The following is a 12,142-nucleotide window of genomic DNA, read 5'->3' on the forward strand; positions in this document are numbered from 1 at the left end:
AACGATAATGATTATCATTAAACAAAGACGCATGCGTCTATGGAAACGTGAGCGAACCAGGCGACTATGAAACCCTGCCTGCCGGAAGGCAGGTGGGCGGCGATCACGGCAGGATGAGGTCGCCGGTCACCGAGCGCACCACATCGCGGTAGGTGTCCACGTTGCAGATCCCGCCGGCCACGGCGCGCTGCCGCTGATAGGAGGCCTTGCGTCGCGGGATATCCTGTACCGCTCGCAATTCCCGCTCGCAACCCAAACCACGAGCGATAGGGGTCAATTGCTCCAGCAGATCGTCGAGGTCCTCGGTCACCAGTCGCTCGTTGTTGTCGGCGTCCTGAATGATGATGGCGTCGAGCCCGTATCGCGCCGCACGCCACTTGTTCTCCTGGACGTGCCAGGGCGGCAGCGTGGGCAGGCGCTCCCCCGCATCGAGCCGGCCGTCGAGCCACACCACCAGACAGTGGATCAGGGCGACCACCGCCTCGAGCTCGGCGAAGGTGGACATCCCGTCGCAGACCCGAACCTCGATGGTCCCGAGGTGGCAGGCGGGCCGGATATCCCAGCGGATCTCGTTGAGGTGATCGATGATCCCGGTGGTCTTCTGATCGTGGACGAAGCGCTCGAACTCGCTCCACTGCTCGAACTGGAAGGGCAAGCCTGCGGTGGGCAACTGCTGGAACATCATCGCGCGGGTGCTCGCGTAGCCGGTGTCGTGGCCACCCCACATCGGCGAGCTCGCCGACAGCGCCAGCAGGTGCGGGTACTGATTGAGCAATGCCGAGATGATCGGCAACACCTTGTCCCGGTGGTTCACGCCGACGTGCACGTGCACGCCCCAGATGAGCATCTGCCGACCCCACCACTGGGTGCGGGCGATCAGTTCGTCATAGCGCGGATTGTCGGTGAGCTGCTGCGCATTCCACTGCGCGAACGGGTGCGTTCCCGCTCCGAACAAGTCGACGCCCATCGCATCGGCCGCACCGCGCACCACCGTCAACGTGGAGGCCAGATCGGCCATCGCCTCGGCGGTGTTCTCGCAGACCCCGGTCACCACCTCGACGGTGTTACGCAGCATCTCCGAGTGCACCTGGGGCGCAATCTCTTCACTGGCGTCGCGCACACCGTCGAACAGCTCGTCGGCGCGGCTGACCAGATCCGCGGTCTCCCGGTCGACGAGGGCGAATTCCCACTCGACGCCGATCGTCGGCCGCGGCGACGCCCGGAAGGCGACGGGCTCGATGATTAACCGACCTTGATCACGCCGCAGGCGATCCGGCCGCCCGCGTCGCCGGTCATGAGGGTCTGCTCGTCCGGCACGGGCTGGCCCGGAACGATGTTCGCGTACTTCGTCGCGGGCACATTGCCGAAGTTGTCGGCCTTCTCGTGGATCATCAGCGCGTTGCCGTCCGCGTTCTTCTTGATATCCGCGAGGGTGAACGCGCCGGTGCTGGTGACGGTCTGTCCGGTGCCGTTGGCATTGACGTAGATCGAGACCAGATCACCGGTCATCGGGTGGCCGGTAGCACCGGCCTTCTGCCAGTGGCCTCCGGCGGATCCGAAGTTGGTGGCGGAGCCGGGAGCGCCGTTCTTGGCCACCGAGTTGGGCTCGCACTTGCCCACCTCGTGGATGTGCATGCCGTGGAAGCCTGCGGGCAGTCCGGTGACACGAACGTCGATGACCACGACGCCGTCCTTCTCGGTGAACGTGGCCTTGCCCGCGCTGGTGCCGTCCGGCTTGACGAGCGAAGCCTCGGCGGCCCCGGCCGACGGTGCGCCGCCCTCGCCGGGCTTCTCCTCACCGTGGCCCGGTGCGTTGCTCAGGACCGGACCCTCCGCGGGCACAGTGGCACCGCTGACGACCGCGGGCGTCGTACCCACGCCCGCACCTGCGGACTTCTCGCTGTTCACACAGCCCGTGAGGGCGAGCGCCGCCACCGGGAGGATCGCGATCGGGGCGAGGTACTGGCGCTTCGTCATCGAAGACTCCTTATGCAACGGCTACCTGGGCTGAGCTTGCGCAAATCATATCGGGGCCCGATTAGGCCGGTGCGGTGAGGACCTACTACTTGCGCACGACCGCGACGGCGATGCTGTTCGCGCAGGCCGCGAGCCCATCGGGCCGGGCAACGGTGGTCGATCCGGGGAGAACGGACGACACGGTCTTCGCTTGATCCTCGCCGCCCTCGTCGAAGTACACGGTGGTGGCACGGGGAGCCGCAGGGCGGGCCGGCCATACGTCGGTGTCCTCCCGAGGCGGCATACCCGCCTTGGTGAGGCGATCGGTGGCATCGCCGAGGGGCGCCCGGTTCACGGCGATCAGGCACACGACGGGCTTGTCACCCTTCTCACCCGCGGGCGCCGCGGCGGCCCCGGTCGCCTGCGCGTTGAGCTTGTCCTCCTGCGCGTTCAGCGCGGCCTGCGGATCGTCGTCCCGGGTCGCGAAGCCGTGCACACCGATCGCGGCGAACAGGATCGCCAGGGAGATCAGGATCATCACGATCGCACGGATCGGCACGGGGCGGCTGTTAGGAGTACTGCTCACAACACTGAACTGTACGGGATCAGGTGATCTCGAAGCCGAGCTTGCGGGCCGCGCGAGCCTTCTGCCGGCTGGCGCGCACGCGGCGCAGGCGCTTGACGAGCATGGGGTCGGCGGCGAGCGCCTCCGGGGTGTCGACCAGGGCATTGAGCACCTGGTAATAGCGGGTCGCGGAGAGCCCGAAGAGCTCCTTGATCGCGTCCTCCTTGGCACCGGCGTACTTCCACCACTGCCGCTCGAAGGCGAGAATGTCGTGTTCGCGGCGGGTCAGGCCGTCCTCGCCACGATGCTGGTCGGAGTGCGCGTCCGTATTGGCCAAGTTCTGCGCGGCCGCGCCGGCGCCCTCCATGCGTTCCCCTCGCATTCGAAATAACACTGCTGTAGTTCGCGACAATCTAACCACGGCCGAGGGGGCCGCGACGGGGCTGCGGGGGCGTGTCGCCGAGAGAGGCGACTAAGTTTGTAGGTTATGGCCGTACTTCCCATCGTCATCGTCGGCGACCCTGTCCTGCACACCCCGACCACGCCGGTCGAGCTCGATGCCGACGGTCGGCCCGACGCCGAGATCGTCGCGTTGCTCGATGACATGCTCGAGACCATGGACCGTGCCAACGGCGTGGGCCTCGCCGGCAATCAGGTGGGCCGCGATCTGCGGTTGTTCGTCTACGACTGCCCCGACGAGGAGACCCACGAGCGGCGGCGCGGCGAGGTGATCAACCCCGTTCTGACCACGTCCGAGATCCCCGAGACCATGCCCGATCCCGACGACGATTGGGAGGGCTGCCTCTCCGTCCCCGGCGAGTCCTTCCCGACCGGCCGCGCGGACTGGGCCAAGGTCGTCGGCACCGACCGCAACGGCGAGAAGGTCGAGATCGAGGGCACCGGCTTCTTCGCACGAATGCTGCAGCACGAGACCGGGCACCTCGACGGCTTCCTCTACACCGATGTGCTGGTGGGCCGGTACGCCCGGCAGGCGAAGAAATTCATCAAGAAGCAGGGCTGGAACGCGCCGGGCCTGACCTGGGTGCCCGGCACCGTCGACGATCCGTTCGGGCACGACGACTGATGTCCCCGGCCCCCGGCGACCGGGTGGTGGTCCGCCATCTCCTGCAGACCGGCGCGGCCACTGATGTGATCGGTCGGCTGGTTGACGACGGTGACCCGGTGATCGTCGAACGCGACGGTGCGGAGCACGTGATCAGCCGCTCCGCCATCATCGCGATCAAGACGGTGCCGCCGAGGCCGGTGCGGGCGAGCGAGATCCGATCGCTGGACCTGGCCCGGGCGCGAGGGTGGTGGTCGGTCGAGCGGGAGTGGATCGACGGCTGGCTGTGCCGCGCCGCCCCAGGGATCGCCGGACATCGCGCGAACTGTGCCACTCCCCTACACCCGGATGCGACTCTCGCCCGGCTCGACGGCCCGCGGGCCTGGTTCGCCGCCCGCGGCCTGCCCCTCCGACTGTCGCTCTCCGATCGCCTGATTCGCGGGGCGCCGGAGCTCGGTCACCTGACCGACGTTCTCACGCGTCCGGCGATCGGCGGGTCCGACGCGGGCGTCGACGTTGAGAGCCGGCCTGATTCCGCCTGGCTCGCCGCCACCGCGGCCGATGAATCGCTGGTCACCGCGGTCGACGGCGCGGCACTGTTCGCCTCGATCAGGCACGCGGGGACTACGGTGGCAGCCGGCCGGCTGGCGGTGACCGCCGATGCGGCGGGCAATCGATGGGGCGGGATCGCATCGGTCGCGGTCGCACCAGATCGCCGCAGGCGGGGCCTGGCGACGCGGATCATGACCGTGTTGAGCGGCGTCGCCGCCGAGGCCGGTGCGGATCGCCTCTACCTCGAGGTGGAGCGTGAAAATGCGGCTGCCTCCGCGTTGTACCGGGGCCTCGGATTCGTGGCGCATCACGGCTACGGCTACTGGACCGAACCGTGACGCGGCCGGCCGAGCCGGTGTGGGTGGGCGCCCCGTCGGGCTACCGGCGATCCGAGGTGAGCGCCCGCGTGGGCACCGGCGACGAAGTCTGGACCCGCGCCACCCACGATGTCCTGCGGTGGGGCGTGAAGACGGCGAGCGGCTTCGCGGTCTCGACCGACGAGCCCGTCGCCCCGGGACAGCCGGTCACCGTGACCGCTCGCATCGCGGGCATCACCGTGACCGAACCGGTCGAGGTCGTCGACGTGGTCGACGCCCGCGACCGGGTCGGGTTCTCCTACCGCACTCTCCCCGGACATCCCGTGTGCGGCGAGGAAGCGTTCGTGGTGCATCGCGACGGCGACGACGTGGTGCTCACGGTGCGTTCCCTGACGCGCCCGGCGCCACGCGGCTTCTGGCGCACGGCGTATCCGGCGCTCCGGATCGCGCAGCTGATCGCCCGCCGCCGCTACCTGCGAGCGCTGCGCTGACTCAGGCGCGGGCGGAGACGACCACATCCTGGTACTGCGGGAACCGGGTCAGGAAACCACGGACGTAGGTGCAGACCGGGATCACCTGCCGCTCCCGCGACCGGGCGTCGTCGAGCACGCCGGAGACGATGGCGCGAGCGAAGCCCTGCTTACCGAATTTCTCCATCACCACGGTGTGCAGCAGGATCACGTCACCGTGGTCGGTGAGTTCGTAGCCCACTACACCGATCAATTCATCGCGCGACCAGAGTTCATACCGGTCACGCACGGGATTGTCGTAGAGCCGCAGCTCGCCCAGTTCCAAGGTGGGCGGCGGAACGTCGACCGTGTCAGGCATGGAGACCTCCATCTGTGATGCGGATCACTTCACCGTACGCCGACACTCTGACATCCCGCCGAACTCGACGGGAGTGTTTTCACAGCCGTCACATTTCTCGATCGTGAATGTCGCAGCACGCTACTGTGGACGAATGTCGCTGGTCGCACGCAATCTGACGCGGACCTTCAAGCAGCATGTAGCGGTGGCGGATGCCACCCTCACGCTGCCGCCGGGGCGGATCACCGGACTCGTCGGGCCGAACGGCGCGGGTAAGACGACTCTGCTGCTGATGCTGGCGGGCCTGCTCCGACCGTCGAGCGGCACCCTCGAACTCGACGGTGCGCCAATCGTCCCTGAGGACCTCCGTACTCGCGTCGGATGGATGCCGGACGTGTTCGGCACGTGGGACTCCCTCACTCCCACTGAGATCCTCACCACCTTCGCCAAGCTCTACGGCATGCCCACGGGCGCGGCGACGGCGCGGGCACGCGAGCTGCTGGAACGCGTGCACCTCGCCGAGTTCGCCGACCGGCCGGCGCAAGTGCTCTCCCGCGGGCAGAAGCAACGCCTCGGATTCGCGCGCGCGATGGTGCACTCGCCGCCGATCCTGCTGCTCGACGAGCCCGCCTCCGGCATGGACCCGCGGTCCAGGTTCGAGCTGCGCGATTCGCTGCGCGCGCTCGCCGACGGCGGCTGTGCGGTGCTGGTCTCCTCGCACATCCTCTCCGAGCTCGGCGAGATGGTCGACGATGTCGTGATGATGGCGCGCGGCCGCACCGAACCGCCGCCGGAGAACACGCGGAGCACGTGGCGCATCCGGCAGCTCGGCGAACCGGCCGGGGCCGGAACCTTTCTCACCTTCGATACCGAGGCCGACGCGGCGGCGCACCTGGCGCAGCAGATCGCCGGTGGGGTGCACGTGGTGGAGTTCGCCCGTGCCACCAACGCCCTGGAGGATTCGTACTTCGCACTGGAGGCCGATCGCACATGAGCCGCTTCACGAATTGGTGGCGGACCGTCGGCGTGCTCGTCGGGTTGGAGCTGCGCCAGCGCACCCGCGCCACCCGCTGGCGCGTCCTGCTCGGTGCCTTCTTCCTGGCGGTGGCCCTGGTGGTATTCGCCTCCCGCTGGTTCAGCGCGACGGGGAACAACGGCACCCCGGGCGACGAGTGGGGCACCAATCTCTACTTTTTCGTCCTCGGATTCGTCGGCTTCCTGGGCCTGGTGATCTCCCCGACGATGACGGCCACGTCGATCAACGGCGATCGCAAGGACGCCACCCTCGCCGTCGTCCAGGCCACGCCGGCGAGTGGACTGCAGCTCGCGATGGGAAAGCTGCTCGGCGCCTGGGTCGCATCGTGCGCGCTGCTGGCGATCTCGACGCCGTTCCTGGTGTGGGCCGTGGTCGAGGCGCCGTACCCGGTGTGGCGATCGATCCTCGGCATCGTGGTGGTTGCACTGCTATTCCTCGCCTACTGCGGCATCGGGCTGGGCTTCTCGGCCCTTTTCGCCCGGCCGATCGGTTCCGCCGCCATCACCCAGCTGACGATGTTGTTCCTGCTCATCGGGCTTCCCGCGGTCGCCGCGGTGCTCATTCCGACCACCACCGAGCGGGTGACCACGATCAGCACCGAATGGGACTACGACCGCGACACCGGCCGCTCGACCTGCCGTGAGTACCCGTACACCCGGGAGGTCGCGCACACGAACCGCATCTGGTGGATCGTCGCCCCCAACGCGCTGGTGGTCGTAGCGGACTCGGCGAGCGCGAACGATCCCGGGCGGTCCGAGACCTGGTTCAGATCCCCCTACGGGGACGGGCGCGTTCTGCAGCGCGAGACCGCACTGGGCGAAGTCGCCGATGCCGCGGCGGCCTTCCGCGCGGGCGAGCGGATCCCGCCGGAGCGGCGTTGTGCCACCGACTCTCCCTCCGGCACCGGTGACTATTACGGCTATCGCGATGACCTGTCCGCGGTCGGAAGCACCTGGTACTGGGGACTGCTGGCGAACCTGGCACTCGGCGGAATCGGGCTGGCCTTCGCCGCCCGCCGCCTGCGGGTTCCGGCGGGGAACCTGCCACGGGGCGTGCGTATCGCCTGAGACCCGACTCCATGTGCGTTACCCTCGAAAGCGCACACCACACGGGAGCTCGTCGCATCGAGCTGAGAGGACGCCTGACGCGGGCGTCGACCGAACGAACCTGTCCGGGTAATGCCGGCGTAGGGAGAAGGAGTCCCGTATGTCCCCCTCTGTTTCCGCACCCGTCGATACCGTCACCGTCGGCCCGATCGAGGGATCCGAGAAGGGTTATCGCGCTATCGCGGGAAGCAATGGCACTCTGCGCGTGCCCTTCCGGCGGATCTCGCTGACCAACGGCGACCATCACGACGTCTACGACACCTCCGGTCCGTACACCCAGTACGCCTCGGAGGATCAGCTGCACGACCTGCAGGCGGGCCTGCCGAAGACACGCGATGAATGGGCGAAACCCGAGCCCGTGGCCACCGAGAACGGCGGTGCCGGCGCCCGCACCCAGCTCGCCTGGGCACGCGCCGGTGTGATCACCGACGAGATCCGGTTCGTCGCTGCCCGTGAGGGATTCGACCCTGAGTTCGTCCGTGCCGAGGTGGCCGCCGGTCGCGCGGTGATCCCGGCGAACCACAAGCACCCCGAACTGGAACCCGCGATCATCGGCAAGGCGTTCGCGGTGAAGATCAACGCGAACATCGGCAACTCGGCGGTCACCAGCTCGATCGGCGAGGAGGTCGAGAAGATGGTGTGGGCCACCCGCTGGGGCGGCGACACCATCATGGATCTCTCCACCGGCAAGGACATCCACGAGACCCGCGAGTGGATCATGCGGAACTCACCGGTCCCGGTGGGCACGGTGCCGATCTACCAGGCCCTGGAGAAGGTCAAGGGCGATCCCACCAAGCTCACCTGGGAGATCTACCGGGACACGGTGATCGAGCAGTGCGAGCAGGGCGTCGACTACATGACCGTGCACGCGGGTGTGCTGCTGCGCTACGTTCCGCTGGCCGCGAACCGGGTGACCGGCATCGTCAGCCGCGGCGGTTCGATCATGGCGGCCTGGTGCCTCGCGCACCACGAGGAGTCGTTCCTGTACACGCACTTCGGTGAGCTGTGCGAGATCCTCCGCGAGTACGACGTGACCTTCTCCCTGGGCGATGGCCTGCGCCCCGGATCCATCGCGGACGCCAACGACGAGGCGCAGTTCGCCGAACTGCGCACCTTGGGTGAGCTGACGAAGATCGCGAAGTCGTATGGCGTGCAGGTGATGATCGAGGGCCCCGGACACGTGCCGATGCACAAGATCGTGGAGAACGTGCGCCTGGAGGAGGAGCTGTGCGAGGAGGCGCCGTTCTACACGCTCGGCCCGCTCGCCACCGATATCGCGCCGGCGTACGACCACATCACCTCGGCCATCGGCGCGGCGATCATCGCGCAGGCCGGTACGGCGATGCTCTGTTACGTGACGCCGAAGGAGCACCTGGGCCTGCCGAACCGCGACGATGTGAAGACCGGCGTGATCACGTACAAGATCGCCGCGCACTCGGCCGATCTCGCGAAGGGCCACCCGGGCGCGCAGTCCCGCGATGACGAACTCTCCAAGGCGCGCTTCGAGTTCCGCTGGGTGGACCAGTTCAACCTATCGCTGGACCCCGACACCGCCCGTGAGTTCCACGACGAGACACTGCCCGCCGAACCGGCGAAGACGGCGCACTTCTGCTCGATGTGCGGCCCGAAGTTCTGCTCCATGCGGATCAGCGCCGATGTGCGCGCCTACGCGCAGGAGCACAACCTGGTGACGCAGGAGGACATCGCCGCCAAGCTCGCCGCCGATATGGCGGAGAAGTCGAAGGAATTCACCGACGCCGGTGGCCGGGTGTACATCCCGCTCGAGACCGCGCAGCGGTGACCGGGCCGCGCCGGGTGGCGGTCGGCGCACCGTCGACCCTGCCGACCCCGGCGCGCGGCGTCGCTCCGCACCGCGTGCTCACGATCGCCGGATCGGATTCCGGTGGTGGCGCGGGGATTCAAGCGGACATGCGCACCTTCGCGATGCTCGGCGTGCACGCCTGCGTGGCGGTCACGGCGATCACGGTGCAGAACAGCGTGGGTGTGCAGGACTTCAGCGAGGTCGCCCCGGCGATCGTGGGCTCCCAGATCCGCTCGGTCGCCGGTGATATCGGAGTGGAGGCGGCGAAGACCGGAATGCTGGCGTCCACTGCGATCATCGAGGCGGTCGCTGCCGCCGCTGACGATCAGGACATAGGGAAGGGACGGGGCGCACCATTGGTGGTCGACCCGGTCGCGGCGTCGATGCACGGCGACCCGCTGCTGGCGACGGACGCACTCGATGCGCTGCGCACCCTCCTTCTGCCCCGCGCCACCGTGGCCACCCCCAATCTCGACGAGGTGCGATTGATCACCGGAATCGAGGTCTGCGACGGCGCGTCGCAGCGCGATGCGGCTCGGGCACTACTGGACCTGGGCGTGCAGTGGGCCTTGATCAAAGGCGGACACCTGCGCGATTGCCCCGACAGCCCCGACGTGCTGACCGACGGCGAGGACTTCGTGGAACTGGTGTGCCCCCGCGTGCCCACCGGCCACGATCATGGCGCGGGCGACACCTTGGCCGCGGCGATCACCGCGGCACTGGCGCACGGCCGTGCGGTGCCCGAAGCCGTCGAGTTCGGCAAGGCCTGGGTCACCGAAGGGCTGCGGTGGTCGTATCCGCTCGGGGCGGGCCACGGTCCCGTCAACCCGCTGTGGCGCGTCGATATCGCGCCCGAGTTCTAGCCTGAGGGTCATGCAACACCTGCCCCTGCCCGGATCCGGCGAGACGCCGGTGCGCGTGATGACCATCGCCGGCTCCGATTCCGGCGGCGCCGCGGGCCTGCAATCGGACCTGCGGACCTTTGCGCTCACCGGGGTGCACGGCACCAGCGCCGTGACCGCCGTGACCGTGCAGAACAGCCTGGGAGTCACCGGTTTCCACGCGATTCCGCCGGAAACGGTGGCGGGTCAGATCCTCGCGGTGGTGGCTGATATCGGGGTGAGCGGCGTGAAGACGGGGATGCTCGCGAACGCCGGCATCATCGACGCCATCGCCGGGACCGCCGCCGATGTGGGTATCGGCGAGCACATCCCGTTCCTCGTGGACCCGGTGTGTGCCTCGCAGCACGGCGATCCGCTGCTCTCGCCGGAGGCGCTGGACACACTGCTGCGGCGACTGTTCCCGCTGGCGTGGGTGGTCACCCCGAACCTCGATGAGGTGCGGCTGATCACCGGGATCGAGGTGATCGACGATGCCACGCAGCGCGACGCCGCTCGCGCGCTGCACGATCTGGGTCCGCGATGGGCGCTGGTCAAGGGCGGACATCTGCGAACCGCGGTCACCAGCACCGACGTGCTCTACGACGGCACCGACTTCGTGGAGTTCGAGGCCCAGCGGATCGATACCCGCCACGATCACGGTGCGGGCGACACCCTGGGCGCGGCCGCCGTATGCGCGCTCGCGCACGGCCGATCCGTGCCCGAGGCGATCGCCTTCGGCAAGGAGTGGGTGACCCGTTCGCTGGCCGCCGCGTACCCGGTCGGTGCGGGCCACGGCCCCGTCAATGCTTCGTGGCGGTTGCGCCCGGACGCTTGAGCATCGCCAACCGGTTCATCGCCACCACGATCAGCGGCAGCGCCAGCACCACGATGATCAGGCGCAAGCTCTGCACGGTCGCGATCAATGCCATGTTCGCATCGCCGCTGCCCGCGGCGCTGGCGACGACCGCATTGATCCCGCCCGGTGTGGTCGCGAGGTAGGCGTCGGCGAGCGGCACCCCGGTGATCCGGGCGGCCGCCGCGGCCAGCAACGCCACGACACCGCACAGGAAGAGGATGCCCACACCGATGGCTGGCAGCAGGTGCGCGAGCCGGCGGAGCATCCGTCGGTCGAACATGAGCCCCACTTCCAGGCCCACGACGATCAGCAGCAGTTCCTTGAACGCACCCTGCGGGGCGAAGCCGCGGGTGAGTTGGGCGCCGCCGATCACGGCGGCCACCAGCATCGGACCGATCAGGCCGCCGCCCGGCAATCGGAGTTTGCGGCCGAGCCACATGCCCACGATGGCGAAAACGATCGCGATCGACAGGCCGGCGATCTGGTCGCCTCGTCCCACGATCTGCAGATCCGTGACACGTTGCCGCGAGGTGGCCGCGGCGGTACCGGCGAGCGCCGTCATCACGAACGGGGCGGTGAGGCTCACTAGCAGCACTCGGGAGTACTGCATCACGCCCACCACGTCTTTGCGGGCACCGAGCTCGTCGCACAGGGTGACCACCGCCGATGATCCACCGACCATGAGCCCCAGAGTCGCGGTCCGCTGGTCGAGGGCGGTCACGGCGCGGCTGAGCGCCCACGCGGTGAACATCGACAGCACGATGGTCAAGACCGAGATCAGCAGGAAGGGCGCGATCACCGGCCCGACGGTGCGGATGGCCTCGAGGTTGAGGTAGCTGCCGAGCATGACGCCGATGAAGGCCTGCGTCCACTTGCTCGCGTCGGCGGGGACGGAGATCTCCCGGCCCAGGGCGATCCGCAACCCGGCCCCGAGGGCGAGGGCCGCGAGCAACGACGGTGCCGGTACCCCGAAGAGCGCGGCCAGTTCGGCCGCGACCCAGGCGACGAGCACGACCGCGAGGTAGCGGGGGACGCGCCCGGTGCACGCCTTCGTGAGCCGACTCGCGCGGGTCGGGGTAGGCCGCTCGGCGGCGCCGGACGAATCGGCGGTCGCCGGCGGCACCTCCTCGACGACGGGCGGCTGCGCGGTCACCCTTCCTATGTAGCACTGCGAACGATCT

14 protein-coding genes and 1 riboswitch are annotated in these 12,142 nt (G+C 68.6%); of the genes, 8 read left to right on the forward strand and 6 right to left on the reverse strand.

What is annotated here, in order from left to right; translation table 11 throughout:
* Positions 1–103: 103 nt before the first annotated feature.
* The 4 genes from TPAU_RS18640 to napA all read right to left on the reverse strand — a co-directional run bounded on the left by TPAU_RS18640 (position 104) and on the right by napA (position 2,888).
* A complete protein-coding gene (locus tag TPAU_RS18640; protein ID WP_013128301.1) occupies positions 104–1,243 on the reverse strand; it encodes a glutamate--cysteine ligase in 1,140 nt (379 codons plus the stop codon).
* Entirely contained in the window at positions 1,243–1,977 is a 735-nt protein-coding gene (sodC, locus tag TPAU_RS18645; protein ID WP_013128302.1) for a superoxide dismutase[Cu-Zn], read from the reverse strand. The genes TPAU_RS18640 and sodC overlap by 1 nt, the downstream gene beginning before the upstream one ends.
* A gap of 85 nt (positions 1,978–2,062) precedes the next feature.
* Positions 2,063–2,542, reverse strand: a complete 480-nt coding sequence (locus TPAU_RS18650) for a hypothetical protein (protein ID WP_147291115.1) — start codon at positions 2,540–2,542, stop codon at positions 2,063–2,065.
* A gap of 19 nt (positions 2,543–2,561) precedes the next feature.
* The gene (gene napA, locus TPAU_RS18655; RefSeq protein WP_013128304.1) at positions 2,562–2,888 is read right to left on the reverse strand and encodes a nucleoid-associated protein NapA; all 327 of its coding nucleotides are present in this window, start codon (positions 2,886–2,888) and stop codon (positions 2,562–2,564) included.
* A 120-nt stretch (positions 2,889–3,008) separates the two neighbouring features.
* Here napA and TPAU_RS18660 point away from each other — a divergent pair, with 120 nt between their 5' ends.
* The 3 genes from TPAU_RS18660 to TPAU_RS18670 are packed head-to-tail and all read left to right on the forward strand — an operon-like array spanning position 3,009 to position 4,944.
* Complete coding sequence (locus TPAU_RS18660) at positions 3,009–3,605, forward strand: peptide deformylase (protein WP_013128305.1); 597 nt, start codon at positions 3,009–3,011, stop codon at positions 3,603–3,605.
* Positions 3,605–4,474: a GNAT family N-acetyltransferase gene (locus tag TPAU_RS18665; RefSeq protein WP_013128306.1), complete on the forward strand. Its 870-nt coding sequence runs from the start codon at positions 3,605–3,607 to the stop codon at positions 4,472–4,474. Before TPAU_RS18660 ends, TPAU_RS18665 begins: the two co-directional genes overlap by 1 nt.
* Positions 4,471–4,944, forward strand: a complete 474-nt coding sequence (locus tag TPAU_RS18670; RefSeq protein ID WP_013128307.1) for a DUF1990 family protein — start codon at positions 4,471–4,473, stop codon at positions 4,942–4,944. Before TPAU_RS18665 ends, TPAU_RS18670 begins: the two co-directional genes overlap by 4 nt.
* Before the next feature lies 1 nt (position 4,945).
* Here TPAU_RS18670 and TPAU_RS18675 read toward each other — a convergent pair whose 3' ends face one another.
* Positions 4,946–5,281 (reverse strand): GNAT family N-acetyltransferase, encoded by a 336-nt coding sequence (locus tag TPAU_RS18675; protein ID WP_013128308.1) that lies wholly within the window; start codon positions 5,279–5,281, stop codon positions 4,946–4,948.
* Positions 5,282–5,414: 133 nt separating this feature from the next.
* Between TPAU_RS18675 and TPAU_RS18680 the strand changes: the two genes are divergently transcribed.
* From TPAU_RS18680 to thiD (TPAU_RS18700), 5 genes are all read left to right on the forward strand, one after another.
* Positions 5,415–6,254 (forward strand): ABC transporter ATP-binding protein, encoded by an 840-nt coding sequence (locus tag TPAU_RS18680; protein ID WP_013128309.1) that lies wholly within the window; start codon positions 5,415–5,417, stop codon positions 6,252–6,254.
* The gene (locus TPAU_RS18685; RefSeq protein WP_013128310.1) at positions 6,251–7,363 is read left to right on the forward strand and encodes an ABC transporter permease; all 1,113 of its coding nucleotides are present in this window, start codon (positions 6,251–6,253) and stop codon (positions 7,361–7,363) included. The genes TPAU_RS18680 and TPAU_RS18685 overlap by 4 nt, the downstream gene beginning before the upstream one ends.
* A gap of 31 nt (positions 7,364–7,394) precedes the next feature.
* Positions 7,395–7,506: riboswitch (TPP riboswitch) on the forward strand.
* Positions 7,503–9,203 carry a phosphomethylpyrimidine synthase ThiC gene (gene thiC / locus TPAU_RS18690; protein ID WP_013128311.1) on the forward strand — a complete coding sequence of 567 codons (1,701 nt, stop codon included), beginning with the start codon at positions 7,503–7,505 and terminating at the stop codon, positions 9,201–9,203. (Overlaps the previous riboswitch by 4 nt.)
* Positions 9,200–10,087 carry a bifunctional hydroxymethylpyrimidine kinase/phosphomethylpyrimidine kinase gene (gene thiD / locus TPAU_RS18695; protein ID WP_013128312.1) on the forward strand — a complete coding sequence of 296 codons (888 nt, stop codon included), beginning with the start codon at positions 9,200–9,202 and terminating at the stop codon, positions 10,085–10,087. The genes thiC and thiD (TPAU_RS18695) overlap by 4 nt, the downstream gene beginning before the upstream one ends.
* A gap of 10 nt (positions 10,088–10,097) precedes the next feature.
* Positions 10,098–10,940 (forward strand): bifunctional hydroxymethylpyrimidine kinase/phosphomethylpyrimidine kinase, encoded by an 843-nt coding sequence (gene thiD, locus TPAU_RS18700; RefSeq protein ID WP_013128313.1) that lies wholly within the window; start codon positions 10,098–10,100, stop codon positions 10,938–10,940.
* On the opposite strand, the gene TPAU_RS18705 is transcribed toward thiD (TPAU_RS18700), so the two are convergent.
* A complete protein-coding gene (locus TPAU_RS18705; RefSeq protein ID WP_013128314.1) occupies positions 10,906–12,114 on the reverse strand; it encodes an AbrB family transcriptional regulator in 1,209 nt (402 codons plus the stop codon). The two genes, thiD (TPAU_RS18700) and TPAU_RS18705, sit on opposite strands and share 35 nt — an antisense overlap.
* Between the last annotated feature and the right edge of the window lie 28 nt (positions 12,115–12,142).

The organism is Tsukamurella paurometabola DSM 20162, assembly GCF_000092225.1.
In the GTDB taxonomy this organism is placed as follows: Bacteria; Actinomycetota; Actinomycetes; order Mycobacteriales; family Mycobacteriaceae; genus Tsukamurella; species Tsukamurella paurometabola.

What these genes read in the sequence shown, in the direction of transcription:
- sodC (WP_013128302.1), bottom strand. Translation starts at nt 1,977, where the DNA reads ATGACGAAGCGCCAGTACCTCGCCCCGATCGCGATCCTCCCGGTGGCG.
- napA (WP_013128304.1), bottom strand. Translation starts at nt 2,888, where the DNA reads ATGGAGGGCGCCGGCGCGGCCGCGCAGAACTTGGCCAATACGGACGCG.
- TPAU_RS18660 (WP_013128305.1), top strand. Translation starts at nt 3,009, where the DNA reads ATGGCCGTACTTCCCATCGTCATCGTCGGCGACCCTGTCCTGCACACC.
- TPAU_RS18665 (WP_013128306.1), top strand. Translation starts at nt 3,605, where the DNA reads ATGTCCCCGGCCCCCGGCGACCGGGTGGTGGTCCGCCATCTCCTGCAG.
- TPAU_RS18675 (WP_013128308.1), bottom strand. Translation starts at nt 5,281, where the DNA reads ATGCCTGACACGGTCGACGTTCCGCCGCCCACCTTGGAACTGGGCGAG.
- TPAU_RS18680 (WP_013128309.1), top strand. Translation starts at nt 5,415, where the DNA reads ATGTCGCTGGTCGCACGCAATCTGACGCGGACCTTCAAGCAGCATGTA.
- TPAU_RS18685 (WP_013128310.1), top strand. Translation starts at nt 6,251, where the DNA reads ATGAGCCGCTTCACGAATTGGTGGCGGACCGTCGGCGTGCTCGTCGGG.
- thiC (WP_013128311.1), top strand. Translation starts at nt 7,503, where the DNA reads ATGTCCCCCTCTGTTTCCGCACCCGTCGATACCGTCACCGTCGGCCCG.
- thiD (WP_013128313.1), top strand. Translation starts at nt 10,098, where the DNA reads ATGCAACACCTGCCCCTGCCCGGATCCGGCGAGACGCCGGTGCGCGTG.